This is a genomic window from Ruegeria aquimaris (assembly GCF_025751555.1).
GTDB classification, from domain to species: Bacteria; Pseudomonadota; Alphaproteobacteria; order Rhodobacterales; family Rhodobacteraceae; genus Ruegeria_B; species Ruegeria_B aquimaris.
Map to the genome: position 1 here is coordinate 318,255 of NZ_JAOWLB010000003.1, position 26,154 is coordinate 344,408.

Sequence of the window (26,154 nt, forward strand, 5' to 3'; positions counted from 1 at the left end):
CCTTTTCGGCCATCGAGGACAAGACATGACAGTCCCCGCCATCGAGCTCAAAGGGATATCCAAAGCCTTTGGGCCTGTGCAAGCAAACAAGGATATCTCGATCAGCGTCGCCCCCGGCACGATCCACGGGATCATCGGAGAAAACGGCGCGGGAAAATCCACGCTGATGAGCATCCTTTACGGCTTCTACAAGGCCGACAAGGGCGAGATCTGGATCAACGGCAAAAAGACCGAGATTCCCGATAGCCAGGCGGCCATCGCTGCGGGCATCGGCATGGTGTTCCAGCACTTCAAGCTGGTGCAGAATTTCACGGTGCTGGAAAACATCATCCTGGGTGCCGAGGATGGCGGCCTGCTGAAACCTTCGCTAGCCAAGGCACGCAAGACATTGGCAGAACTGGCGGCCGAATACGAGCTGAACGTGAACCCCGACGCGGTTATCGAAGAGATCGGCGTGGGCCAGCAGCAGCGGGTCGAGATCCTCAAGGCTTTGTACCGCCAAGCGGAAATCCTGATCCTGGACGAGCCGACCGGCGTTCTGACCCCGGCCGAGGCCGATCAGCTGTTCCGCATCCTTCACCGGCTCAAGGATGAGGGCAAGACGATCATCCTGATCACCCACAAGCTGCGCGAGATCATGGAGGCGACCGATACCGTCAGCGTGATGCGGCGCGGCGAGATGACCGCGACCGTCAAGACGAGCGAGACCAGCCCCGAGCATCTGGCCGAGCTGATGGTGGGCCGCAAGGTGCTGCTGCGTGTCGACAAAGTGCCCGCAAAACCCGGCAAACCGATCCTGGAGATCGAGAACCTGCGCGTGACCGATGACAAGGGGGTCGAACGGGTCAAAGGCATCAACCTGACCGTGCGCGCGGGCGAGATTCTGGGCATCGCCGGTGTTGCGGGCAACGGCCAGTCGGAACTGCTCGAGGTGCTGGGCGGCATGCGTCCGGGCAGCGGCGCGATCCGGTTGAACGGCGCCCCCCTGCCGCTGAGCGGTCCGGGATCCGATGCGCGCGCCCGCCGCGCCGCTCATGTGGCCCATGTCCCCGAGGACCGTCAGAGCGAGGGGTTGATCATGGAATTCCACGCCTGGGAAAACGTGGCCTTTGGCTATCACCACGACCCGGCCTATCAATCCGGCATTTTCATGAACAACGCCGCCCTGCGCGCCGATACCGACCGCAAGATCGAGAAATTCGATGTCCGCCCTGCCGACGGGTGGCTCGCGGCCAAGAACTTCTCGGGCGGCAACCAGCAAAAGATCGTCGTGGCGCGCGAGATCGAGCGCAATCCCGACCTGTTGCTGGTCGGGCAACCGACGCGCGGCGTCGATATCGGCGCCATCGAGTTCATTCACAAGCAGATCGTCGCCCTGCGCGACCAGGGCAAGGCAGTGCTGCTGGTCTCGGTCGAGCTGGAGGAAATCTTTGGCCTCGCCGACCGGATCGCGGTGATGTTCGACGGCCATATCATGGGCGAACGTCTGCCGCATGAGACCAACGAAAAGGAACTGGGCCTCTTGATGGCCGGTGTCAACGGGGAGGCCGCCTGATGGACAAGATGCCCAAATGGGCCGATGTGGTGCTGATCCCGCTGATCAGCCTGATCCTTGCCGCGATCCTGTCGGCGCTGGTCATTCTCGGCATTGGCGAAGATCCGGTGGCCGCCGTCAACATGATGGTATCGGGCGCGCTGGGTTCGACCTATGGCTGGGGCTATACGCTCTATTACGCCACCAACTTCATGTTCACAGGCCTCGCCGTGGCCGTCGCCTTTCATGCCCGCCTGTTCAATATCGGCGGCGAGGGGCAGGCGATGCTCGGTGGCCTTGGCGTGGCGCTGGTCTGTCTCTACGTCCCTTGGCCACACTGGACCATCGCGCTGCTGGCGGCCTGCGCGGCCTCGATGCTGTTTGGTGCGATCTGGGCGGCAATCCCCGCCTATCTTCAGGCCCGGCGGGGCAGCCACATCGTGATCACCACGATCATGTTCAACTTTATCGCGGCGGCCTTTCTCAACTATATGCTCGTCAACGTGATGCGCCCGGTGGGCTCCATGGACCCCGCAACCGCGCGCTTTAACGAGACCGTTCACCTGCCGACCCTGCACGAGCTTTTGGCCCCGATCGGTATCAACTTTTCCAAGGCGGCCCCTGCCAACGTCTCTCTTCTGGTTGCAGTTCTGGCCTGTGTCGTGGTCTGGGCGCTGATCTGGCGGACGCGGCTTGGGTATGAGATCCGAGCCTATGGCCATTCCGAGACCGGCGCGCTTTATGCGGGCATCTCGCCCTACAAGATCACCATGATCGCCATGCTGATCTCGGGCGCCCTTGCCGGCCTGATGGCCATCAACAACGTGATGGGAGAGGCCGAGCGACTGGTCCTGAACTCGACCGAGGGCGCCGGTTTCATCGGTATCGCCGTCGCCCTGATGGGCCGCAGCCATCCGTTCGGGGTGTTCCTGGCGGCGATCCTGTTCGGGTTCCTCTATCAGGGCGGCGCCGAACTGGCGCTCTGGACCAATATCCCGCGCGAGTTGATCGTCGTCATTCAGGCGCTCGTCATCCTGTTCACCGGGGCGCTCGACAACATGGTGCGGATGCCGCTTGAAAAGATCTTCCTGGCCCTTCGGAAAGGCAACGCGTGATGGACTTTCTGACGATCATCCAGGTTCTCGATTCCACCGTCCGCCTGGCCACGCCGCTGCTGCTGGCGTGCCTGGCGGGCCTCTTTTCAGAACGTGCCGGCATCTTTGACATCGGGCTCGAAGGCAAGATGCTGATGTCCGCCTTCTTTTCCGCAGCTGTTGCCGCAGTCACCGGCTCGGTCTGGCTGGGCCTTCTGGCAGGTATCGCGGCGTCGCTGCTGCTGGCCGGGCTGCATGGGCTCGCCTCGATCACCTTTCGTGGCAACCAGCTGATTTCGGGCGTCGCCATCAACTTTCTCGCTGCGGGCATGACTGTCCTGATCGCTCAGGACTGGTTCCAGCAGGGCGGGCGCACACCATCGCTGATCGGGGGCGGCCGGTTTGGTCCGATTGACTGGCCGCTCAGCGAAACCCTGGCCAATGTTCCCGTGATCGGACCGGTCTATGCCGAGCTGTTGTCCGGTCACTCGATCCTTGTCTATGTCGCTTTCCTGGCCGTGCCTGCGACCTGGTGGGTTCTGTTCCGCACCCGGTTCGGCCTGCGCCTGCGGGCCGTCGGCGAAAATCCGGCTGCCGTGGACACGGCAGGGGTTTCGGTCGTCGGGTTACGCTATGCCGCCGTAATGATCTGTGGTGTGCTCTGCGGTATTGCCGGCGCCTATCTGGCCACCGCGCTCCAGGCCGGGTTCGTCAAGGACATGACTGCCGGGCGCGGCTTTATTGCACTTGCGGCGCTGATCTTTGCCAAATGGCGGCCCTGGCATGCCATGTGGGCCTGTCTGCTGTTCGGCCTGTTGCAGGCAATCGCGCTCAGGTTCCAGAATATCGACCTGGGCGGCGTGGTGATCCCGGTGCAGGTGATGGATGCGCTTCCCTATGTTCTGACCGTGGTCATCCTGGCCGGTTTTGTGGGCAAGGCGATTCCGCCCCGTGCAGGCGGCGAACCCTACGTGAAAGAACGTTGATAGGGCCAGATCGACAGGTAATTTCAGTCCTGTTTGCTGCATGGCGGCATTCTTCGTTGATTTATGGGGGGGGAGCGGTTTAACAAAAAACATGCAGATATACCTCCCCATCGCCGAAGTGTCAGCGAACCCGGTCGTCCTGCTTGGGATCGGCGGGTTTGTGGGGGTATTGTCAGGCATGTTCGGCGTCGGGGGCGGTTTTCTGATCACGCCGATGCTGTTCATGATCGGTATTCCCCCCGCAATCGCCGTGGCCACATCGGCCAATCAGGTGGTAGCCTCCTCGATCTCGGGCGTGCTGGCGCACCTTCGCAAGCGGACGGTTGATCTGAAGATGGGCGGCGTACTTCTGCTCGGCGGCCTGTTCGGTGCCGCCGCCGGGATGCTTCTGTTCAATCTGATGAAAAGCCTGGGCCAGGTCGATCTGGCGGTCCAGCTTTGTTATGTGCTGTTTCTGGGTGTCATCGGCGGGCTGATGTTCGTCGAGAGCGTCAACGCAATACACCGCTCGCGCGCGGCGGTTCCACCAACGCCATACAAACGCAAACAGCGCGGCTGGGTTCAGTCCCTGCCGCTAAAGGTGCGCTTTCGCACGTCGAACCTGTACATATCTGCGATCCCGCCGGTTCTGGTCGGCTTTGGCGTCGGCGTCTTGTCCGCGGTCATGGGCGTCGGTGGCGGCTTCATCATGGTCCCGGCGATGATCTACATCCTCGGCATGCCGACCAAGGTGGTGATCGGCACCTCGCTGTTCCAGATCATCTTCGTTGCCGGGTTTACGGCGATGATGCATGCCACCACCAACTATTCTGTCGACATCGTGCTGGCCCTGTTCCTGCTGATCGGAGGGGTACTGGGCGCGCAGCTGGGCACCCGCATCGGCGCCTATCTCAAGGCGGAACAGCTTCGCGTCCTGCTGTCGCTCCTCGTACTGTCGGTATCGACCAAGATCGGGTTCGAACTGCTGCTCGAACCGGGTGACCATTTCAATCTTTCTGTTCCAGGCGGGTTCTGAGCGTGCAGATATATCTTCCCATCGCCGAAGTTTCAGTAAATGCCTTTCTGCTTCTGGGCCTGGGTGGGATGGTCGGGATACTGTCGGGCATGTTCGGTGTCGGTGGCGGCTTCCTGATGACGCCACTCTTGTTCTTTATCGGCATCCCTCCCGCAGTCGCGGTTGCCACCGAAGCCAACCAGATCGTCGCCTCCTCCTTCTCGGGTGTCCTGGCCCATTTCCGAAGGCGGACGGTGGACCTTAAGATGGGTACGATCCTGCTGACCGGGGGGTTGATCGGGGCCGCTCTAGGGGTTGTCCTGTTCAACTACCTCAAGAGCCTGGGTCAGGTCGATCTGTTGGTCAAGCTTTGCTACGTCGTCTTTCTGGGCGTCATTGGCGGGCTGATGTTCATCGAAAGCCTGAACGCCATCCGCAAATCGCGCAAACCCGGCGGTGCCCCCCCAAAAAGACGACAGCGCGGCTGGATCCACGCCATGCCGCTGAAGATGCGGTTTCGCACTTCGGGTCTCTATATCTCCGTCATCCCACCGATGGTCGTTGGGCTGCTGGTTGGTGTCCTTTCGGCCATCATGGGCGTCGGCGGCGGGTTCATCATGGTCCCGGCAATGATCTATCTGCTTGGCATGCCGACCAAGGTTGTGGTCGGCACCTCGCTGTTCCAGATCATCTTTGTCACCGCGTTCACGACCATGCTGCACGCCACCACCAACTATACCGTGGATGTCGTTCTTGCGGTCCTCCTTCTGGTGGGCGGGGTCATCGGGGCGCAGATCGGCACCGTGATCGGCGGCAAGATGAAGGCCGAACAGTTGCGCATTCTGCTGGCGGGCCTGGTCCTGGCCGTCTGCGGAAAGCTGGCCCTGGACCTTCTGCTGATGCCTAGCGAACTCTATTCGCTTGGCGCCGCCGGAGGACATTGAGATGCGCGTACTCACCTATTTGGCATTGCTTGCCGCGCTGATCGTCCCTGTGGCCACCCAGGCGACCGAAGAGCAGGTCGTTCTTGGCCTCAGCCGGGACCGCGTTGCCATCACCGCCAATTTCGATGGCTCCGACATCCTGATCTTTGGCGCGATCAAGCGTGAGACACCGATACCCGATGGCGATCCCCTACAGGTCATCGTCGCGGTGTCCGGTCCATCGGCCCCCGTACTCGTGCGCCGCAAGGAAAAGAAACTCGGGATTTGGGTGAACGCCGACAGTGTTCTGGTCGATTCGGCCCCCAGCTTTTATGCCGTGGCGACCAGCAGCCCGTTTCACGAGGCCATATCCGACACCGAGGATTTGCGCCATAAGATCTCGATCACGCGGGCAATCCGCTCGGTCGGGGCTGACATGAACATCCAGAATGCCCAGGAATTCGCCGAAGCCGTAGTGCGCATCCGGGCGAACGACGCGCTTTACTCCATTCGGGAAAACACCGTCGCCGTTGACGAGCAGACCTTGTTCCGGACCGAAATCGACATGCCCGCGAACCTGACCGAAGGCAACTACTCGGCCCGGATATTCCTGACGCGGGGCGGCAAGGTCGTGTCCACCTATGAAACCACGATCGACGTGCAAAAGGTCGGGCTGGAGCGGTTCCTGTTCAACCTCTCGCGGGAACAGCCCATCGTATATGGGTTGATGTCACTGGCCATCGCGATTGCGGCGGGCTGGGGCGCGTCTGCGGCGTTCCGGGCGCTGCGCGGCACCTGACGGTCAACCGCGACCCACATAGGCCATGGTCGTAGCCATCACCGTCATGAACAGGACATTGGCCTCAGCCGGCAGGCTGGCCATATGCAGCACAGAACGCGCGGCATCGGCAACATCCATTGTCGGATCGGGTTCTCGCCCCTGCTCCAGCGCGGCCTTGTTCAGGCCCGCGACCATCTCGGTGCGGGCATTTCCGATGTCGATCTGGCCCGCCGCGATCCCAAACCCGCGACCGTCCACCGACAGGCTGCGGGTCAGCCCCGTAATGGCGTGTTTGGTCGCCGTGTAATGCACCGAGTTCGGGCGCGGCGCGTGCGCCGCGATGGAACCGTTGTTGATGATCCGGCCGCCCTGAGGTTCTTGCCGCCTCATCCTGGCAAATGCAGCGCGCGCGCAGAGAAACATCCCGTTCAGGTTGACGTTCACCGAACGAAACCAATCCTCCAGTGCAATCTCGTCGATGGTTCCGCCCGGCGCGAAGATGCCCGCATTGTTGAACAGGACATCCAGTCGCCCGGCCTGCGTGCAGAACCGGTCAAACGCCGCCTCGACAGCCTCCGGATCTGTGACATCCGCAACCAGGGGAATGGCCCGCTCACGACCCTTGGCCATTTCGTCCAGCACGTCGCCGCGCCGCGCCAGCATGCCGACCGTCCAGCCTTCGGACAGGAACAATTCGGCCGTCGCCCTGCCAATGCCAGAACTGGCGCCGGTAATCAGAATGCTTCTCACAGCGTGATCTCCTCTTCCAACCTCAGGACGGGCGCCTCTGCCTGTTTCAGATCATCCACCCGCAGCGGCTGCGTCGGCTTCGACAGCCGGTTGCGCACCACCCAGATCAACCGTTCCTGCGCCCGGGTGATCGCCACATAGGCGAGCCGTTTCCACAAGGGCTGCCCGGCCTCGACCCGCCCGGCTCGGGCGGCAGCAAAGAGATCGGGCGCAAAGACCTGAACCGTATCCCATTGCGATCCTTGCGCCTTGTGAATGGTCACGGCAGCGCCGTGCAGGAACGTGGCGCCCATACGGGCGGCAAAGGGGATAAAGGGCTCTTCCTCGTCCGGCTTTTCGATCTTGACGATCGAGGCCGCAGACACCTGGGGATCCTCGGCGCCCATCACGTGCAGGCGCGAGAAGCCCGGTTTGCGCCCCGGCCCGAGATAGATCACCTGCGCGCCCTTGATCAGCCCGCGCGCCTCAAGATCAAGCCGCTTCTTGCGGTGTTTGAGTGGCAGTTCAATCCCGTCGCAGATCAGCGGTTCGCCCTCCAGCAACTCTTGCTCGGGCGCGTCATAGACCGTTCGAAACGCATTGATCAGACGGATGCGCGTTGCGTTGCGCCAGACTAGGACCGGGCTGCGCGCCATCAGATCAACTTCGACCCTTTGCCCCCAGACAATGCGATCATCCTGACGGGACTTGTCCTCAACCATCTGCTCGAAGGTTTGGAAATCGACCTGCGGATCCGCCAGCGCATGGGCGAGATCGAGAATGGGGCTATCCGCATCCTGCCGGTGAATACGGCTCAGGTTCAGCTTGCGTGGCTCTGGCAACTGGTCAAACACCATCGAGCCCGACTGGTTCACCGGCGCCAGCTGAGCCGGATCTCCAAACAGAACCAATGTCGGGAAAATCTCTTTCAAATCCTCGAACTGCCGGTCATCCAGCATCGACGCCTCGTCAATGAAACCGATATCCAGCGGCTCATCGCGCCGTTTCCAGCCGGTGATGAAATCGGACCCCCGCAACCCCGCCGCAGCTAGCGCGCCAGGGATCGAACTGTTGCGGGCATAAAACGCCGCCGCCCGGTCCAGCGCCTCTTCACTCAACCCCTCTACCTCGGGTCGGTCGCCATTGCCGGCAAGCCATTCGGCGATGCGCTCGTAGTCGGGGTCATAGACCGGGGTATAGAGAATACGGTGGATCGTGGTCGCCGGCACCCCGCGCAGACGCAGCACGCTGGCGGCCTTGTTGGTGGGCGCCAGCACCGCAAGCGTGCGCCGGTCCTTGCTTTTGCGGCCTTCGTAATCACCGGACACGACCTGTACACCCGCTTGCGTCAGCGCCTTGCACAGCTCGGCCAACAGCATCGTTTTGCCCGACCCGGCCTTGCCGATGACAGCCATCACGCCCGTTGCGCCGCCTTCCGGGGGGCGCAACAGGGCATCGTCATCGAGATCGACGCCCGCCGCCCGCAAGAGCTCGGCGATCGCGTCATAGGCACTGGCCTGGTCGTCGGAATAGGTGACCGCGTTCATAGTCATGGCGCGACCCTACAGGCGAGGGACGCGCCATACCAGTACTGTCCGAAAGCAACGTCAGGATTACGCCGTCCGCAGTTTCCGGCGCCGCTTATCCGTCCCGAATGCCGCATTGAACCACATGCGCGACAGCTCGCGGGATACACCGGCGCGCTCCGCCACACGTTCGCAATCCGCCGGCGAATAGGGCCACAACCCGACATAGACCCGATTGCGGCCCTGTCCTTCGCTACCCAGCACCTCGGGCGAGGATCCGATCAGGCGGTAGATGCGGATCATCCGGTCATCGAACACGCCCGCGATATGAGTCAGTCCGAACCCCTCCATAACCTCGCCACCGCTCAACATGATCGCGCCCGCGACGACCGAACTGGCCCGGCGCGACAGGCAGAATCGTGTTACCTCCCAGATCAGCGGGCTGCAAATCGGGCTGCCGCCGGTCAGGTGACCGAACACATCGTTGATCATCACCGGCCCGGTCGTGGGCAGAAATCGCATGGACCCGCCGTGGCTGCCGTCCGGTTCTTCCCAGATCACGTAGAGCGGGTTCAGATCGTCGTATTGATCGCGCTCTTCTCCGGCCTCGTTGATATCGACATCCCAGCCCAACCGGGTCTTGAACTGATCGGCGCGGTCCAGAAACATCGACCTCGCCAGCTTGGGAAACCGGTGCAACTCGTCCGCATACAAATACCGCAGCATATCTTTGTCCCCTTGCCGTCCGATATGGAACAAAAGGGGTACATGCGATTGGTTAATATCTGGTCAGCAAACCGTTCACCAAGTTAGACCACGATCAACCCTCGACTCATCGCCGTTGCTATCGCGTGGGTTGTGTTCAGGGCGCCCAGTTTGAATCGCGCGCTCTCTATGTAAACGCGCAAGGTATGTTCAGAAATCGACAGGGAATGTGCGACCTGGGCCCGGCTGTATCCAAGCGCCAACAGGGTCATCGCGTCGACCTCTCTAGGGGACAGGGTGCGCGAGAATTCCGGCTGACGGTTGGCTTCGAATTCCAGCGCTTTGCGGTTGAAGTAGTGCGCGATCAGAATCAGGTCGCGGGAATAGGTCGCCGTAAAGTCGGCCCAGGTCTCATCGTCGCAAGAGTTGTTCACGGTAAAAAGGGCAAACTGCCCGTTCGGCCCCCGGATCGGGATCGAGAAGCCCTGGTTGCCAACCCCATGCTCCATCGCGTCCTTCAGAAACGCTTTTGCCGCCTTGCCGGACCAGTCCAGCCGTTTCCAGTCAACCGGGTGAAACCTCTGGAAACACCCAAGAATGACCGGATCAATCCGATGGTAGTTTTCGGCAAGATAGCGATCCACCCAGGACTGTGGATAAGTTGTACACCCGTATTGATCACCGGCACTGTCCACCCAGTGATAGACGATGTGATCAATACCGAGTGTATCGCGCAACCTTGTGTTGGCCTGCTCCAGCCCCTCAAGCGCGCTGGCTGCGTCCAGCTCCTCCAAGATGGGTTCCAAATCGACCTTTCCGCCCATTCGACAGCGCCAATGCCTCTTCGTGCTTGGACGCGATTTCGGCGGCGGCAATCAGCTTGGTATCATCAAGCTGCTCGGCCAGCGCATTCAGACCATTCGCCATCGCGAAAGATTTGAGGTCCGATAGTACGTCCAGGATCCATTCATTCTGTTGCATCAGACTCTCCTCGAAATGATTAACGAAGTGTTAACTCAACTATAGCATGTGCCGCTTCCGTTAAGAAATTCACTGGTTTCCACTCCCCAAAAATGGCGAGGAAGGCATTTGCAAGCCCCTGAAACCAAAAAACCTGACCAGAGAAAGCGAAAGGCCCGCGAGCCACAGACGTGATTCGCGGGCTATCTTGTCGGCGTTTTCCGTGCAGGCCGTCAGCCGCGAGAGTCGAGGACCTCTTCCAATGTCCGCAGGCCGGTGCGCGGCGACTGGACCAGAACCGACATGTTGCCGGGTTTGTGCTCGTTGCGCATCATCTTCATATGCGCTTCGGGCAGGTCGTTCCAGGTGAACACTTCGGACATGCACGGATCAAGCCGACGCTCCAGCATCAGCCGGTTAGCCGCGGCCGCCTGCTTCAGATGGGCAAAATGCGACCCTTGCAGACGTTTCTGGTGCATCCACATGTACCGCACATCAAAGGTGCAATTGAACCCACTGGTCCCGGCACAGATCACGACCATGCCACCCTTTTTCACCACCAGAGACGACACCGGGAAAGTGGCCTCGCCCGGATGTTCGAAGACCATGTCGACGCTCACACCCTTGCCGGTGATATCCCAGATCGCCTTGCCGAACTTGCGTGCCTCTTTCAGCCACTCGGCATATTCCGGCGTGTTGACGGTGGGCAGCTGACCCCAGCATTTGAAGTCCTTGCGGTTGATCACGCCCTTGGCGCCCAGCCCCATGACAAAGTCACGCTTGTCCTCGTCCGAGATCACACCGATCGCGTTGGCGCCTGCGGTGTTGATCAGCTGGATCGCATAAGAACCCAGACCACCAGACGCGCCCCAGACCAGAACGTTCTGACCCGGTTGCAGGTCATGCGGCGGGTGACCGAACAGCATCCGGTAGGCGGTGGCAAGCGTCAGCGTGTAGCAGGCGCTTTCTTCCCAGGTCAGGTGTTTGGGGCGCGGCATCAGCTGTTGCGCCTGCACGCGGGTGAACTGGGCAAAGGACCCGTCGGGGGTCTCATAGCCCCAGATCCGCTGGCTGGGCGAATACATCGGATCGCCGCCGTTGCATTCCTCGTCGTCGCCATCATCCTGGTTGCAGTGGATCACGACCTCGTCGCCGACTTTCCAGCGCTTGACCTTGTCGCCCACGGCCCAGACGATGCCCGAGGCATCGGAACCGGCAATATGATAGGGTTGCTTGTGGCCGTCAAAGGGGCTGATGGGCTTGCCCAGGGCCGCCCAGACGCCGTTATAGTTGACGCCTGCGGCCATCACCAGCACCAGAACGTCATGACTGTCGAGTACCGGGATATCCACGACTTCCTGCTGCATCGCGGTATTGGGTTCGCCGTGCCGTTCCTTGCGGATCGCCCAAGCATACATCTTCTTGGGCACAAACCCCAGCGGAGGGATTTCACCCATTTCATAGAGGTCTTTCTCGGGCGCCTCATAGGACGCGATGCCGCTGTCGGTATCCAAAGCCATCTCGGCCTCCTTTATCAAATCATCGCCGCAACGCAGAATCGCAGCCCTGAGGATGAATTACTAACGGGCACGCAACATTGCAACACCAATCGACATGATTTTGTAATTTTATGACCCAGCAATTGCAGAAAGTTCCTTCGCATACGCAGCATTGCCATCCATGAGATGCGCAATCGAAGCTGCGTAATACGTCAGGAGCTCCTGCCGCTCGGTCCCCGGCCCGAAACGACCGTCCCGCTCCACCACGATGCGCCGGTCGACCAGCAGGCGCAGCCCAACTTCGATGGCGTAATGGCGGTCGTCACGCGGCAAATGGATATGAGCATTCGGCAGCCGCGCCAAGATCTGGTCAAACGCCGAGGCCAGCGCGCTGCGGGTCATCGGCCCGTTCTGCTGAATCAGCCAGGCGACCATCGGCACGGGCAACACCGGCACAACCGCGCCAATGCGCAGCATCAGTTCCCGCGCAAGGGGTACGGTGACGTCTCCTTCCCTGCCCTGCCGAAACGCTGTCAGGGACAGTGGCGCGCCAAAACTCACCGCCGCATAGCCGAACCGATGGAACCGCCCTGTCAGCTTGCGCCAGAATTGTGTCAGGGACCATTTCGCAATGACCCCGATCCGCGCCCTGAACCGTCGCTCACCGCTGTTTGCCGCAGCGGTCAGGATCGTGTCCTCTAGCACCCGGTCATAGTTTAGTGAAACCGGCACAAACACCACGTCAGGCCCAGCAGCCTCGGCGCCGTCCACGATGTACTTCAACAGGCCGAGCTTGGGGCGGCCAAGCCCTCCGCTCAGGCTTAACCCGCCCTCCGGAAACATCGCTTGTGTCACACCGGCCTTGGTCGCGTGACGGACATAGGTGGCCAGCACCTTGCGGTAGAGATCGCTGCGCGATCTGCGCCGAATGAAATAGGCTCCCATCGCCCGGATCAGGCGGCTCAATGGCCAGACCCGGGCCCATTCCCCCACCGCGTAACTCAGCGCCGACTGGTCAGCCGCGAGGTAGGTCACCAGCACGTAATCCATATTGCTGCGATGGTTCATCACAAAAACAACCGTCGCGTTTGGGTCGATCGCTTTCAGCGCCTCGGCGTCCAGATGGCCCAACCGCACCCGGTAAAACGAGTTCGACAGAAACCGGGCAAGGCGGATCGCGAAACTGAAATAAGCAAAGGCGGAGAAGCCGGGAACGATCTCGCGCGCGTACCTGCGGGCCTGTTCAAAGGCGACCGCCTCGGGAATGCCCTCTTCCTGGGCATGGGCCTGAACCGCGCGAGCAACCTCGGGGTCATAGATCAACCGCTGAATCATGTCGTGCCGCCGCGCCAGTTTGAACGGCTGGATTGGCCGCGCCAATCGCGTGTTCAGCCTGGTGACCGCACGCTCCAACCGGCGACGGAAAAACCATCGCACCGACGGGAACAGAAAATGCGACGCAAAAGTGACCGCTGCGAACAGCACAATCAGCACAAACAGCCAAAGCGGAAGCTCAACGGTCTCGGTCATATGCGCACCCTGCCACCAAACCTACCGTCTCACAATCGCCTGACGCTTCCTTCTTTTGCCGCAACGCAGCGAATTGACATGTCCCAAAAATTACGATTTAGAACCTCTCAGAGTAATTTTATTGCCGCAGCAGAATCGAGGATGTCACTCATGTCGCAGATGCAGAAAGACAGTCAGACCGCAAGCGCCGAGCGCAAGGCCGATCGTCCCTGGCTGATCCGGACCTATGCGGGACATTCGACCGCCCTGAAATCCAACGCGCTCTACCGTTCGAACCTGGCAAAGGGGCAAACCGGCCTTTCCGTGGCTTTCGACCTGCCGACCCAGACCGGGTATGACAGCGACCACGTACTGGCGCGCGGCGAAGTGGGCAAGGTCGGTGTTCCGGTCTGTCATCTGGGCGACATGCGGGTTCTCTTCGACCAGATCCCGCTGGAGCAGATGAATACCTCGATGACGATCAATGCCACCGCCCCGTGGCTCCTGGCACTCTACATCGCCGTGGCCGAGGAGCAGGGCGCCGACATCTCGAAACTGCAAGGCACCGTCCAGAACGACCTGATCAAGGAATACCTCAGCCGCGGCACCTATATCTGCCCGCCGAAACCTTCGCTCAAGATGATCGCGGATGTGGCCGAATACTGCTACACCAACGTGCCCAAATGGAACCCGATGAACGTGTGTTCCTATCACCTGCAAGAGGCGGGCGCGACACCGGAACAGGAACTGGCCTATGCGCTGGCCACCGCCATCGCCGTGCTGGACGAGCTGAAACCCCGCGTCCCGGCCGAGGATTTTCCGGCGCTCTGCGGCCGTATCTCTTTCTTTGTGAACGCGGGCATCCGCTTTGTCACCGAGATGTGCAAGATGCGCGCCTTTGTCGATCTCTGGGATGAAATCCTCGAGACCCGCTACGGCATCGCCGATCCGAAGTTCCGCCGCTTCCGCTATGGCGTTCAGGTCAACAGCCTGGGCCTGACCGAACAGCAACCGGAAAACAACGTCTATCGCATCTTGATCGAGATGCTGGCCGTGACCCTGTCGAAAAAAGCCCGCGCCCGTGCCGTGCAGTTGCCCGCCTGGAACGAGGCGCTCGGCCTGCCGCGCCCCTGGGACCAGCAATGGTCGATGCGGATGCAACAGATCCTGGCCTATGAAACCGACCTGCTTGAATATGGCGATCTGTTCGACGGCAATCCGGTTGTGGATGCCAAGGTTGAGGAATTGAAGGCTGGCGCGCGTGCGGAGCTTGCCAACCTCGACTCGATGGGCGGCGCGGTTGCCTCCATCGAATACATGAAATCCCGTCTGGTCGATTCCAATGCCGAACGGCTGAACCGGATCGAGCGCAACGAAACCGTGGTGGTCGGCGTCAATCGCTGGACCGAGGGCGAGCCCTCGCCCCTGCAAACCGAGGATGGCGGCATCATGGTCGTCGATCCCGCGGTCGAGCAGGAACAGATCGCCCGGCTCGATACCTGGCGCCGCGACCGGAACGACGCGGCCGTGCAAGCGGCGCTGGCAGCGCTGCGCGAGGCCGCGCGCACCGGATCCAACGTAATGGCCCCGTCCATCTCAGCGGCCAAGGCGGGTGTCACGACCGGCGAATGGGCCGAAGAGATGCGCAAGGCCTATGGCACCTATCGCGGCCCGACCGGTGTCTCCGGTTCGGTCTCGAACAAGACCGAAGGTCTCGACACCATCCGCGCCGAGGTCGACGCGATCAGCGACCGCCTCGGTCGACGCCTGAAATTCCTCGTCGGCAAACCGGGTCTCGACGGCCATTCGAACGGCGCGGAACAGATCGCCTTCCGCGCCCGCGATTGTGGCATGGATATCAGCTATGACGGTATCCGCCTGACGCCCGAGGAAATCGTCAGCGCGGCGCAGGACCAGAACGCTCATGTCATTGGCCTGTCCATCCTGTCGGGCAGCCACCTGCCGTTGGTGCAGGACGTGATGGATGGCATGCGAAAAGCCGGACTTGGCCATATCCCCGTGCTTGTCGGCGGCATTATTCCTGACGATGACGCCCGGAAGCTGAAAGCGATGGGTGTTGCAAAAGTCTATACGCCAAAAGACTTCGAATTGAACTCGATTATGATGGATATTGTGACACTGGTCGGCACAAAAGACATCGCGGCAGAGTAGTTTCTCCGTTTCTCATAAATATGATGCTGAAATGCGTCTTGAACTGTGCTTAACGTGGCGCCAATAATGCCGCGTTAAATGGCGTTGGAAACATAAAAAAGACGGAGACCAGAATGGGAATCGACCTTGCCGGCATGTCACGTAAGGAACTGGTGGCGCTTCGGGCGAAACTGGATTCAGCGATAAAGGAAGCCGAACAGAAAGAACGCCAGGAAGCCCTTAAGGCCGCCGAGAAGGCCGCGGCCGAATTCGGCTTTTCTCTGGCAGAGCTGGCCAGCGAGCCGCGCAAGTCGACAAAGGGAACCAAGGCAACGGCGAAATACCGCAACCCGGCCGACCCGGAACAGACCTGGTCGGGCCGTGGACGGAAACCCCAGTGGATTCACGACGCCCTCCATTCCGGCGCCGATATTTCCGATCTGGAAATCTGAACTGGATACCGCGCGGAAATGACAATTCACATTGGCGCTCAAAAAGAAGACATCGCTGAAACGGTGTTGCTCCCCGGCGATCCTTATCGGGCGAAATGGGCTGCCGAAACTTTTCTGACCGATGTCAAACTGGTCAACCAGGTCCGCGGAATGCTCGGGTTTACCGGATTGTGGAATGGGAACCGTGTCACCATTCACGGATCCGGCATGGGAATGCCGTCGCTGTCGATTTATGTCAACGAGTTGATCCGCGACTATGGCGCCCGCACACTGATCCGCATCGGCTCCTGCGGCGGTATGCAGAACAGCGTGGCGGTGCGCGATGTGATCCTGGCAATGACAGCCTCGACACTCAGCACCCCGTCACGCGGGATATTCCGCGACCTGAACTATGCACCTTGCGCGGATTGGTCCCTGCTCAGCGCCGCGGCCAAGGCAGCCGAAAAACGCGGGGTGAAAACTCATGTCGGCGGGATCTATTCGTCCGACATCTTCTATGACGAGCGGCCCGACCTGAACGACCAGATGGTTCGGCACGGCATTCTCGGCGTCGAAATGGAAGCGGCCGAACTCTATATCCTGGCAGCCCGTCACAAATGCCGGGCCCTGGCGGTTCTGACCGTGTCCGATCACCTGCTCACCGGCGAGGCGCTGCCCAGCGCGGATCGTGAACGCAGCTTTGGCGACATGGTCGAGATCGCGCTGAACGCGGCTTCCCCCGCCTGACACGCAAAAGACCGGGCGCGGCCCAAGGGCCGCGCCCGCCCCTCAGCGCCCGTGGCTGCGGTCATAGGCGTTGACCGGCGGCTCCGACCAGCCGTTCAACGCACCTTGCGCCGGAGCAAAGACCTCGACCAGCAAGGGATGACAGGCGGCCGTGTCCGACGAATGCTCGGACGAACAATCGCCCCCGGGACAAGCGCTCAGATTGCCCAGCAGGTCGATCTCGGCGAAGAACTCCAGGTAATCGCCGGGCCGCACCGGAGAGGCTTTCATGAAATACTGACCCGTATCGCGGGTAAAACCGGTGCACATGAAAACGTTCAACACGTCATGCACCAGTATTTCCGCCTCGTTCAGCGGCAGGCCGGTATGGTCGGCCAACGACCGCGTCAGGTTCGAATGGCAGCAATGGTGATAATGTCCCCCCGCCAGCAGATTGCCGGTATAGGGGTCACACCGGGTGCCGATGACATCGTGAACCGATCCGCCATACTGATCGATCCCGTACCAGCCCAGCGTATCCTCGATGATCGTCGCCATCGGGCGCAGATAGGGCAGGTTCGACCACAGCCGCTCCCCGGTTGTGACATGTGTCCCGTGCAGCGCACGGGTCTTGCCCGAAAAGAACCGCTCTTTCAGGTCATGCAGATTATGCAGGTTCAAATCGCCCACTTGCGGCCCTTCGACCGAGCTGATGCGAAAGAACTGCCCGGCCTTCACCTCAAAGCACCGACCCTCGCGCGGCGGGACAAGAACCTCGCCAACCTTCTCGGCCGTCGCCCGGGCCGCGCGGTACAGCACCAGATCAGGCGCAGGCAGCGTGTCGGTGGGATAGCAGATCACCGGCGCAATCGCGCGGCGGGCTTCGGCGTCAGGGGGTGCTTGGGTCATGGGGGATCACCTGTCAGTTCTTCCCCCATAAAGCCGCCCGAAGCACCCGGGCGCAAGGCTTTCGCCGACCCGAAACTTTCAGATCGCGACAACGTCAAGCGGCGGAAAGCCGTTGAAACCGACGTCGGCATAGGTCGAGCCACAAGCGCCGCAGACCAAACTCCGTTTGCGCGTGCGTTCAAGGACACCCCTGCAAGCACAGCCAAGCCGTGAGCCTAGGTGGAGACGGGACCGTCACGACATAACCAAAGAGTACGTCCCTAATACAATGGGACGTATCTGGCGTCCCACAATCGCATATCGGGCTGTCTTTGGGGCGCTACAAGAAGAAAAATCCCGCCTGTGAGATCATCGTTCAGCAATTCTGATTCAGTTTCTGAACGCAACAGGTTGGAGGCTTGTCCACCGAGCTCTCCATCCGCCCCCCACAATATGCGCACCCCCATTCACCAGCGTCGCGATCCAATCGCCACCTGCAATTTCGGGTCAGGGTTGTTCTACGCGCGCGCCAAAGGAAGTAACCGAACACCCCAAAGGCCAGCAAAAGAAGAAGGACGGGCATGACCCCGTCCTACCTGTTTGGCGCCATATCGGCAATGGATGCCTCAGGCGGCATTGGCGTATTGGAACAATTCCAACTGCTCTTCACGCGCCACCGGCTGTTTCTCCGGTGAATAATAGGCCCAGGCCTGCTCCAGCAGGGCGAGCGCCTCTTGCGCCGGGCTGCGCGTGTCGGTGGGTTTGCTTGCGATATGCATGGGCGTCATCCTTGTTTCAGATGTGGCCCCTCCCTGCGGGCCAACCTAGGCATGGAACAGATCGAATGCATCGCACAGTTGCGCAGGCTGGGCATGCAGAAAAAGCAAGGCTGCTCGCGCCTCGAAAACGAAACAGGCCCGCCAAAGGCGGGCCCGCTCGCAACTTTCTTGTGTCTGGGATCAGACTGTACGCTCGACCATCATCTTCTTGATCTCGGCAATCGCCTTGGCCGGGTTCAGCCCTTTGGGGCAGGTCTTGGCACAGTTCATGATCGTATGGCAGCGATACAGCTTGAATGGATCTTCCAGGTCGTCCAGACGCTCGCCCGTCGCCTCGTCGCGACTGTCGATGATCCAGCGATAGGCATGCAAGAGCGCGGCAGGGCCGAGGTAGCGGTCGCTGTTCCACCAGTAGCTGGGGCACGAGGTCGAACAGGACGCGCACATCACGCATTCATAGAGGCCGTCCAGCTTCTTGCGATCCTCGATCGACTGTTTCCATTCCTTGGCCGGGCGGTTGGTCTTGGTTTCCAGCCAGGGCATGATCGAGGCGTGCTGCGCATAGAAATGCGTCAGGTCGGGGATCAGGTCCTTGACCACCGGCATATGCGGCAGCGGATAGATCTTCACGTCGCCCTTGATCTCGTCCATGCCATAGATACAGGCCAGCGTGTTGATCCCGTCGATATTCATCGCACAAGAGCCACAGATCCCCTCGCGGCACGACCGGCGAAAGGTCAGCGTCGGGTCGATCTTGTTCTTGATGTAGATCAGCGCATCCAGAACCATTGGTCCGCAATCGTCCATGTCGACGAAATAGGTATCGACCCGCGGGTTCTGCCCGTCGTCCGGGTTCCAGCGATAGATCTGGAACTTGCGAACGTTCTTTCCCTCGGGCTTGGGCCAGGTCTTGCCCGTGGTGATGCGAGAGTTCTTGGGGAGTCTGAATTCAGCCATGGGTCCGTCTCCTTAGAACGTCCGCGCCTTGGGCGCGATTCTCTTCAGGCTGATGCCACCTTGCTCTTCGGTGGTCAGCGGATCGACAACAACCGGACGATAGCTCAGATCCACCTTGTTGCCCTCGACACGGGACACGGTATGAACCCGCCAGTTTTCGTCGTCGCGGGTGGTGAAATCCTCGTGCGCATGGGCGCCCCGGCTTTCCTTGCGCGCCTCGGCGCCGACGATGGTGGCCAGCGCGTTCGGCATCAGGTTGGTCAGTTCCAGCGTCTCCATCAGGTCGCTGTTCCAGACCAGGCTGCGGTCGGTCACGCTCAGGTCGTCCATCTTCGCGGCGATGGCGGTCATCTTCTCGACGCCTTCGGCCATGGTCTTGGCGGTGCGGAACACGGCGGCGTCGGCCTGCATCGTCTTCTGCATCTCCAGCCGCAGCTCGGCGGTGGCGATGTTGCCCTTGGCATGGCGCAGCCCGTCGAACCGGTCGAACGCCTTTTCGATCGACGCCATGTTCAGCACCGGGTTGGACGCATCGCGGTCCACGACCTTGCCCGCCCGGATCGCGGCGGCACGGCCGAACACCACAAGGTCGATCAGCGAGTTCGACCCAAGCCGATTCGCCCCGTGAACGCTGGCACAGCCCGCCTCGCCCACGGCCATCAGGCCCGGAACAACCGCGTTCGGGTCAGCGGCGGTCGGGTTCAGAACCTCGCCCCAATAGTTGGTCGGAATGCCGCCCATGTTGTAATGAACGGTCGGCAGAACCGGGATCGGCTCCTTGGTCACGTCCACACCGGCAAAGATCTTGGCGCTTTCCGAGATACCCGGCAGGCGCTCGGCCAGTGCCTCGGCCGGCAGGTGGCTCAGGTTCAGGTGGATATGGTCGCCATCCTTGCCCACGCCTCGGCCTTCGCGGATCTCCATGGTCATCGAGCGGCTGACATAGTCGCGCGGCGCCAGGTCCTTGTACTGGGGCGCATAGCGCTCCATGAACCGTTCGCCTTCAGAGTTGGTCAGATACCCGCCCTCACCGCGCGCGCCCTCGGTGATCAGGCAGCCCGAACCGTAAATCCCGGTCGGGTGGAACTGCACGAATTCCATGTCTTGCAGCGCGAGGCCCGCGCGGGCCACCATGCCGCCGCCATCGCCGGTGCAGGTATGCGCCGAGGTGGCGGAGAAATAGGCCCGGCCATATCCGCCGGTCGCCAGCACCACCATCTTGGCATTGAACACATGCATGGTGCCGTCATCCAGCTTCCAGCAGACAACGCCCTGGCACTGCCCATCCTCGGACATGATCAGGTCGATGGCGAAATACTCGATATAGAACTCCGCGTTGTTCTTCAGCGACTGTCCATAGAGCGTGTGCAGGATCGCGTGACCGGTCCGGTCCGCCGCCGCACAGGTGCGCTGCACCGCCGGGCCTTCGCCAAACTCGGTCGTATGCCCGCCAAACGGGCGCTGATAGATCTTGCCCTCTTCGGTGCGCGAGAAAGGCACACCGTAATGTTCCAGCTCGTACACCGCCTTGGGCGCCTCGCGGGCGAGGTATTCCATCGCGTCGGTATCGCCCAGCCAGTCCGACCCCTTGACGGTATCGTACATGTGCCACTGCCAGTGGTCCGGCCCCATGTTCGACAGCGACGCGGCAATCCCGCCCTGTGCAGCGACAGTGTGCGAGCGGGTCGGGAACACCTTGGTCACACAAGCGGTGCGCAGCCCCTGTTCGGCCATACCCAGCGTTGCGCGCAGACCGGCCCCACCGGCGCCGACCACGACAACGTCATATTCGTGCGTTTCGTATGCGTAAGCAGCCATTCTATCCAAGCTCCGGTCTTAAAGTGCGATGCGCGCGATGGCGAAAAGGCCGGTCGCGGCAGCGGCATAGGAAAGGCAGATCACCAGGATGATCAGAACCTTCTGCATCAGCCCGTGCACATAGTCCTCGATCATCACCTGAGCGCCGTCCGCGAAATGCTTGAAGCCGACAACCAGCGTCAGCGCGGCAACAATCGCCGGGAACGGGCGCGAGAAGTATTCCAGCACCGCCTGGTGCGACTCACCCAGCATCGGGCCAAAGGTAAAGACAAACAGCGGGATTAGCAGCAGCAGCGCCACGGCCTGTACCTTCATCATCCAGAAATGATGCACGCCCGATTTGGCCGAGCCCATGCCCACGGCGCGTTTGCGGTCGGTAAGATAACGCATCTTCGGCCTCCGTTATGCGATGACCAACAGGGTCACGAGTGTCAGGACAACAGAACCGATCACAACGGCCCAACCCAGCTTCTCGGCTGTCGGCAGGTCCAGACCCAGGGCATAGTCCCAGATCAGGTGCCGGATACCGGCGAGCGTGTGATACCAAAGCCCCCAGAGCGAGGCCGCCATCACCAGATCGCCAAGCAGCGAGGTAATGACCCCATCAGCGACGGCGAAGTACTCGGGCGAGGTCGCGGCGGCCAGAAACCACCAGACGATCAGCAGCGCCGCAAGGATCATCGCGTTGCCGGTAATCCGGGTCAGGATCGAGGTGACAGAGGTCAGCTGCGGACGATAAATCGACAGATGCGGCGAAAGCGGGCGGTTGCCCCGATTGACATCGGCCATGGTGGCTCCTTTCCGTTGGCTGCGCTTGGTTTTACCGGTTTTTTTCGATCTGTCACGCGCTGCAACTGCAAAATGGCGCGGTTTTTTGTCCTTGCCACACAGAATTCCCCTTTTGTGATCACCCAAACAAACAGTGTGATCACATTTCCCACCTATCCGCCGGAATGTGAGCGATAGCAGAGCGGGGGCTTGTGATCACGAATCTGCAATACCTCAATCCAGAGAGGCATTCTGCTGGGTGACCTCCCGCAACAGCTTCTTGCGGATGCGTTCGGGGTAATCGGCGAATCCCGACGCGGTGACGACAAAGGCGCCCTCTCCCACAATCACGTTTTCATAATAATAGGCGGTCAGGTCCGGCTCGCTCTGTTCGATGGCAATCGCGTTCACCGTGATCCCCAAAGCCCGCAAGTAAGGGTGCAGCGCTTTCGGCTCGATCCCCTCGTTCGATGGTCCGTCGCCGGACAGGTCGATCAGATGCCGCGCACAATCGCCTACCTCGGAAAAAGCAGCCATTGTGGTTTCCAGCGCTTCGCCCACGGCGGTGGAGTAGTTCCGCCAGACACGCGGATCATCCGCGACGCGATCGGCAAACGCATCCAGCGCCTCGAACGTATCGACCGTCGTCCAGGGAATCGTGACCTGTTGCCGCGACATGCCCGTCCACTGCACCAGCATCAGCCGCGCCCGAGCCCGTACCAGCGCCTCGGAGATAACCGAATCATTCAGGGCAAACGCCAGCCCGTCCATCTGGATACGGTATTCCTCGGCATCGACCGAACCCGACACGTCCACCGCCAAGGCCAGCGCCAGATCGCAGGCTAAAACCGGACCGGACATAAAAACCGCCAAAGGCGAAAACAAGAACCGCATGGAAATCAAGCTACAACAGGCTAAGCAATCTGTCCTGCGATAACCGGGCTGTTCACGAATTCGCGAAGCAACGCCCCGCCGCGACATAGCCATGGGCTATCAGGCTTTGTTCCCCTTGAAGACAAAAAACAACGCAATAGCAATCAGGGTAACCTGGAATTCCATGCCGCCATACGGATGCGTGTCACTCGGGGCAAAACTCCACTGACCCCAATGCACCACCGAAATCGCCCCGACCAGAATGACGATTGCCAGCAAACCCGCCAACCTGGTCAGCACGTCGCCCAGCTGGGAGCTTGTCAGACCGCCCAGCGCCAGAAAAGCCGGTACGGCGAACTCCACCGAGGCGACCATGCTCATCGTCCCGGTCGACAAACCGAAGGTCTCGGCCGCGGTCGGAATCTGTGTCGCTTTGTTTGCGCCGTGAAAGAGAAACGTTGCCGACAACGCAAAGCGCAACAGCCAATGCGCCATCGGCGCATCCATCGACAACGCGGTTCCTAGATTTTTTCGATGAAAATCATATTCCTTGTAACGTTCTGCCACGGGTCGAATCCTTTCGGTTGCGAGTCCGTCAACTTCAAGATTCAAGTATAACAAAAACGGGATCCGTTGGCACGGACCCCGGTCTGTTCTTTCGTATAGATCGCTCAATCCGCCTTGGAACCAGCCCTCAGACGGGCATCAGCGCCCAATAGTCGAGATCCAGCAAGACCTCGGACCGGTATTTCCCCGCCTCGTCGCGCAACTCGAACGGCGCGCCGCCCTTGGTCGCCACTAGACGCAGACGCAGCGCACCGACACCGGGAACCCCGGTCTCGGCCTTGTCCAGCACTTCGCTCCACGCCTTGATCGTGTCGCCCGCGAAACAGGGATTGGCATGCGCCCCGCCGTTCAGCCCCACGATCATCTGCGCATTGGCCAGCCCGTTGAAACTCAGCGCCCGCGCCATCGAGATCACATGCCCGCCATAGATCAGCCGCCCCTCGGGGCGGAAGGTCAGGTCGAAATGCACCTTGGCGGTGTTCTGCCACAGACGCGTGGCCAGCATATGCTCGGCCTCTTCCACCGTCACGCCATCCACATGGTCGATGGTCTCGCCCACGGCATAGTCACCCCAGCGATGCGGCTCACCCGCCAGCGCGAAATCATAGCCGGAAAAATCCAGCCCCGCAGGCACTACCAGATCGGCGGGCGCCAGCACTTTCTTCAGCTCGGGCACCACGGTTTCCGGGGCGGGCGCCTCCAGGTCGCGTTTGCGCACCATCACCCAGCGGACATATTCCATCACGGTCTCGTCGCGCTGGTTCAGCCCCCGGGTGCGAACATAGACAACCCCGGTCTTGCCGTTGGAGTTCTGTTTGAGCCCGATCACCTCGGAAACCGAGCGCAGCGTATCCCCCGCATAGACCGGTTTCAGCCAGCGCCCCTCGGCATAGCCCAGGTTGGCCACCGCGTTCAGCGACACATCCGGCACCGTCTTGCCGAATACCACATGAAACGCCGCCAGATCATCGATCGGGCTGCCCGGCAGCCCGCACGCCTGCGCAAACGCGTCCGAAGAATACAGCGCATGCCGCGCGGGATAGAGCGCATGGTACAACGCGCGCTCGCCATTGGTCACCGTGCGCGGCACCGCATGGTGCAGACCCTGACCCACGGAATAGTCCTCGAAAAAGCGGCCCGGATTGGTCTTTGCCATCATTGCTGTCCCAGTTTCATGTCAGGGGAATAGTCGGCCGGGACATCCTTGGTCACTGCCTGCGCACAGCGCATGATGCCATTGGCCGCGTCATAGGCATAAGCAGGAGAGCCATAAAGCTCCCACCCCTTGGCCAGCGCGTCCGACACCTTGTGGCAGAAGGCCGACGTGTCCTCCTCGGTCAGGAGGCGATAGAGTTTCGACATTTGATGTTCCTTACATCGGGAAGGGCGACGGGCCCACCAGCCCGTGGATGTACCCGATCACAGCCAACAGAACGATGGAGGCGACAAAGAACATGCCATCCTTGGCCAGTGTTCCCTGCGGACCCGGGGTCCACTCCGGCTCGGCGGCATTGATCACGGCGACCTCGACGATGCCCCAGACGAACAGGCCACCGAACAGGATGATCGAGGCCAGATCGCCATTGACCAGCAAATGCGCGGCTGCCCAGGCCCGGAACCCGGCCAGTTGCGGATGCCGCATCTTGTGCAGCAGCTTGCCCTTGGTACCGGCCGGGCTCATCATCCAGATCGCCACCAGCATCAGCAGGTTGTTGGCATGGGTCATGTAGGAGGGCGGCGCCCAGACATGCACATAAGGCGTCATCCTGAACCCGATCACCATCAGCACGACTGACGCCAGCAGCGCCAGCGCCACCATGCCCTTGCCACGATCGCCCATCGCGGCACGCTGCGCGGGACGAACCCGCTTGAACAGATGCGCGGCCCACCAGAGCGCCACACCAAGGATCAGAAGAACGAAGCCCATGAGAGTTTATCCCGCTTGCAAAGACAATATCGCCTCTGCTTTTGCCAGAATTTCACGGGCGGTGGCAACGTGCAGGTTTTCCACGATCTTGCCATCCACCACGGCCACGCCCTGCCCGCTGGCCTCGACCTCGGCAAAGGCGGCGATCTGGCGCCGGGCCAGGTCGATCTCGGCCTCCGACGGGGCAAAGGCCGCGTTGGCGATATCCACCTGCGCCGGATGGATCAGCGTCTTGCCATCAAAGCCCATGTCGCGGCCCTGCGCGCATTCGGCGGCCAGCCCCTCGTCATCCTTGAACGCGTTATAGACGCCGTCGATGGCGATCAGCCCCTCGGCCTTGGCCGCCAGCAGGCACAGGCCCAGCGAGGTCATCATCGGCAGACGGTCGGCGCGGAACCGGGTCTGCAACTCCTTGGCCAGATCGTTGGTGCCCATCACAAACCCGGTCAGCAGCGGATGCGCGGCGATCTGCGCGGCATTCAGCATGCCGCGCGGGGTTTCCATCATCGCCCAGATCGGCAGATCGCCGGTGATCGCGGCCAGCGCGTCCACATCCGCAGCACCGCCCACCTTTGGCAGCAGCACCACGTCGGCATCCATCTCGCGCACCGCCTCGGCATCGGCCCGGCCCCAGGGCGTGTCCAGCCCGTTGATCCGCACGATCCGCACCTTCTGGCCATAACCGCCTTCGGCCAGCGCCACCTTCAGCGTCTCGCGCGCGTTGTCCTTTTCGTCTGCGGCCACCGCGTCCTCAAGGTCAAAGATGATCGCGTCCACCGGCAGGCTGCGCGCCTTGTCCAGCGCCCGCTCCTTGGAACCGGGAATGTAAAGGACGGAACGATAGGGGCGCTGGCGCGGGTCCATGAGTCTCTCCCAAAGCAATATTGTTGCGCGGAGAGGGGCATTTTTTACCGGAATGTTCAAGACAAAAATCGCCGCATCGCAGCATATGCCCTGCGTTGCAGGTGCCCGCACGCCCGGTTAACCGGTTGGCAGCAGGTTTTCGGCAGGCTTTTCCCACTGGATCGG

The 26,154-nt window shown here is 61.1% G+C and carries 28 protein-coding genes; 9 read left to right on the forward strand and 19 right to left on the reverse strand.

The annotated features are described in order from the left end of the window. Positions 1–25 precede the first annotated feature (25 nt). From OE747_RS06685 to OE747_RS06710, 6 genes are all read left to right on the forward strand, one after another. Complete coding sequence (locus OE747_RS06685) at positions 26–1,555, forward strand: ABC transporter ATP-binding protein (RefSeq protein WP_263827827.1); 1,530 nt, start codon at positions 26–28, stop codon at positions 1,553–1,555. Further along, positions 1,555–2,649, forward strand: a complete 1,095-nt coding sequence (locus OE747_RS06690) for an ABC transporter permease (RefSeq protein WP_263827828.1) — start codon at positions 1,555–1,557, stop codon at positions 2,647–2,649. Before OE747_RS06685 ends, OE747_RS06690 begins: the two co-directional genes overlap by 1 nt. Next, complete coding sequence (locus OE747_RS06695) at positions 2,649–3,614, forward strand: ABC transporter permease (RefSeq protein ID WP_263827829.1); 966 nt, start codon at positions 2,649–2,651, stop codon at positions 3,612–3,614. Before OE747_RS06690 ends, OE747_RS06695 begins: the two co-directional genes overlap by 1 nt. 91 nt (positions 3,615–3,705) lie before the next feature. Further along, entirely contained in the window at positions 3,706–4,629 is a 924-nt protein-coding gene (locus tag OE747_RS06700) for a sulfite exporter TauE/SafE family protein (protein ID WP_263827830.1), read from the forward strand. A gap of 2 nt (positions 4,630–4,631) precedes the next feature. After that, the gene (locus OE747_RS06705) at positions 4,632–5,552 is read left to right on the forward strand and encodes a sulfite exporter TauE/SafE family protein (RefSeq protein WP_263827831.1); all 921 of its coding nucleotides are present in this window, start codon (positions 4,632–4,634) and stop codon (positions 5,550–5,552) included. A gap of 1 nt (position 5,553) precedes the next feature. Continuing rightward, a complete protein-coding gene (locus OE747_RS06710; RefSeq protein WP_263827832.1) occupies positions 5,554–6,330 on the forward strand; it encodes a TIGR02186 family protein in 777 nt (258 codons plus the stop codon). A gap of 3 nt (positions 6,331–6,333) precedes the next feature. Here OE747_RS06710 and OE747_RS06715 read toward each other — a convergent pair whose 3' ends face one another. From OE747_RS06715 to OE747_RS06745, 7 genes are all read right to left on the reverse strand, one after another. Further along, positions 6,334–7,062, reverse strand: a complete 729-nt coding sequence (locus OE747_RS06715) for an SDR family oxidoreductase (protein WP_263827833.1) — start codon at positions 7,060–7,062, stop codon at positions 6,334–6,336. Continuing rightward, positions 7,059–8,594 carry an ATP-dependent DNA helicase gene (locus tag OE747_RS06720; RefSeq protein ID WP_263827834.1) on the reverse strand — a complete coding sequence of 512 codons (1,536 nt, stop codon included), beginning with the start codon at positions 8,592–8,594 and terminating at the stop codon, positions 7,059–7,061. The genes OE747_RS06715 and OE747_RS06720 overlap by 4 nt, the downstream gene beginning before the upstream one ends. A gap of 60 nt (positions 8,595–8,654) precedes the next feature. Beyond that, on the reverse strand, positions 8,655–9,293 hold the full coding sequence (locus OE747_RS06725; RefSeq protein ID WP_263827835.1) for an acyl-homoserine-lactone synthase: 639 nt from the start codon (positions 9,291–9,293) through the stop codon (positions 8,655–8,657). Between the two features lie 83 nt (positions 9,294–9,376). Next, a complete protein-coding gene (locus OE747_RS06730; protein ID WP_263827836.1) occupies positions 9,377–10,096 on the reverse strand; it encodes a helix-turn-helix transcriptional regulator in 720 nt (239 codons plus the stop codon). Next, positions 10,035–10,253 (reverse strand): hypothetical protein, encoded by a 219-nt coding sequence (locus tag OE747_RS06735; RefSeq protein WP_263827837.1) that lies wholly within the window; start codon positions 10,251–10,253, stop codon positions 10,035–10,037. The genes OE747_RS06730 and OE747_RS06735 overlap by 62 nt, the downstream gene beginning before the upstream one ends. A 212-nt stretch (positions 10,254–10,465) precedes the next feature. Then, entirely contained in the window at positions 10,466–11,752 is a 1,287-nt protein-coding gene (gene ccrA / locus OE747_RS06740; protein WP_164129123.1) for a crotonyl-CoA carboxylase/reductase, read from the reverse strand. Between the two features lie 108 nt (positions 11,753–11,860). Beyond that, entirely contained in the window at positions 11,861–13,261 is a 1,401-nt protein-coding gene (locus OE747_RS06745) for a 1-acyl-sn-glycerol-3-phosphate acyltransferase (protein ID WP_263827838.1), read from the reverse strand. A 150-nt stretch (positions 13,262–13,411) separates the two neighbouring features. Here OE747_RS06745 and OE747_RS06750 point away from each other — a divergent pair, with 150 nt between their 5' ends. The 3 genes from OE747_RS06750 (at position 13,412) to deoD (ending at position 16,569) form a co-directional block, all read left to right on the forward strand. Then, the gene (locus OE747_RS06750; RefSeq protein WP_263827839.1) at positions 13,412–15,412 is read left to right on the forward strand and encodes a protein meaA; all 2,001 of its coding nucleotides are present in this window, start codon (positions 13,412–13,414) and stop codon (positions 15,410–15,412) included. Between the two features lie 113 nt (positions 15,413–15,525). Then, entirely contained in the window at positions 15,526–15,843 is a 318-nt protein-coding gene (locus OE747_RS06755) for an H-NS histone family protein (RefSeq protein ID WP_263827840.1), read from the forward strand. A gap of 18 nt (positions 15,844–15,861) precedes the next feature. Further along, the gene (deoD, locus tag OE747_RS06760) at positions 15,862–16,569 is read left to right on the forward strand and encodes a purine-nucleoside phosphorylase (RefSeq protein ID WP_263827841.1); all 708 of its coding nucleotides are present in this window, start codon (positions 15,862–15,864) and stop codon (positions 16,567–16,569) included. A gap of 42 nt (positions 16,570–16,611) precedes the next feature. On the opposite strand, the gene OE747_RS06765 is transcribed toward deoD, so the two are convergent. From OE747_RS06765 to OE747_RS06820, 12 genes are all read right to left on the reverse strand, one after another. Further along, positions 16,612–17,457: an urea carboxylase-associated family protein gene (locus OE747_RS06765; RefSeq protein ID WP_263827842.1), complete on the reverse strand. Its 846-nt coding sequence runs from the start codon at positions 17,455–17,457 to the stop codon at positions 16,612–16,614. Positions 17,458–18,062: 605 nt separating this feature from the next. Continuing rightward, entirely contained in the window at positions 18,063–18,215 is a 153-nt protein-coding gene (locus OE747_RS06770) for a hypothetical protein (protein ID WP_263827843.1), read from the reverse strand. Between the two features lie 180 nt (positions 18,216–18,395). Next, on the reverse strand, positions 18,396–19,172 hold the full coding sequence (locus tag OE747_RS06775; protein ID WP_263386848.1) for a succinate dehydrogenase iron-sulfur subunit: 777 nt from the start codon (positions 19,170–19,172) through the stop codon (positions 18,396–18,398). A gap of 12 nt (positions 19,173–19,184) precedes the next feature. Next, positions 19,185–20,990, reverse strand: coding sequence for a succinate dehydrogenase flavoprotein subunit (gene sdhA, locus OE747_RS06780; RefSeq protein ID WP_263827844.1), 1,806 nt, complete (start codon positions 20,988–20,990; stop codon positions 19,185–19,187). An 18-nt stretch (positions 20,991–21,008) separates the two neighbouring features. Further along, positions 21,009–21,380: a succinate dehydrogenase, hydrophobic membrane anchor protein gene (sdhD, locus tag OE747_RS06785; RefSeq protein WP_263827845.1), complete on the reverse strand. Its 372-nt coding sequence runs from the start codon at positions 21,378–21,380 to the stop codon at positions 21,009–21,011. A gap of 12 nt (positions 21,381–21,392) precedes the next feature. Continuing rightward, positions 21,393–21,779, reverse strand: a complete 387-nt coding sequence (sdhC, locus tag OE747_RS06790) for a succinate dehydrogenase, cytochrome b556 subunit (RefSeq protein ID WP_263827846.1) — start codon at positions 21,777–21,779, stop codon at positions 21,393–21,395. A 213-nt stretch (positions 21,780–21,992) separates the two neighbouring features. Continuing rightward, positions 21,993–22,652 (reverse strand): DUF1194 domain-containing protein, encoded by a 660-nt coding sequence (locus OE747_RS06795; RefSeq protein WP_263827847.1) that lies wholly within the window; start codon positions 22,650–22,652, stop codon positions 21,993–21,995. 99 nt (positions 22,653–22,751) lie between these two features. After that, positions 22,752–23,198: a DoxX family protein gene (locus OE747_RS06800; protein ID WP_263827848.1), complete on the reverse strand. Its 447-nt coding sequence runs from the start codon at positions 23,196–23,198 to the stop codon at positions 22,752–22,754. 127 nt (positions 23,199–23,325) lie between these two features. Continuing rightward, a complete protein-coding gene (locus OE747_RS06805) occupies positions 23,326–24,354 on the reverse strand; it encodes a MaoC family dehydratase (RefSeq protein WP_263827849.1) in 1,029 nt (342 codons plus the stop codon). Next, positions 24,354–24,560: a DUF1737 domain-containing protein gene (locus OE747_RS06810; RefSeq protein WP_263827850.1), complete on the reverse strand. Its 207-nt coding sequence runs from the start codon at positions 24,558–24,560 to the stop codon at positions 24,354–24,356. Before OE747_RS06810 ends, OE747_RS06805 begins: the two co-directional genes overlap by 1 nt. A gap of 10 nt (positions 24,561–24,570) precedes the next feature. After that, positions 24,571–25,125: an NnrU family protein gene (locus tag OE747_RS06815; protein WP_263827851.1), complete on the reverse strand. Its 555-nt coding sequence runs from the start codon at positions 25,123–25,125 to the stop codon at positions 24,571–24,573. 6 nt (positions 25,126–25,131) lie between these two features. After that, positions 25,132–25,989, reverse strand: a complete 858-nt coding sequence (locus tag OE747_RS06820; protein WP_263827852.1) for an HpcH/HpaI aldolase/citrate lyase family protein — start codon at positions 25,987–25,989, stop codon at positions 25,132–25,134. Between the last annotated feature and the right edge of the window lie 165 nt (positions 25,990–26,154).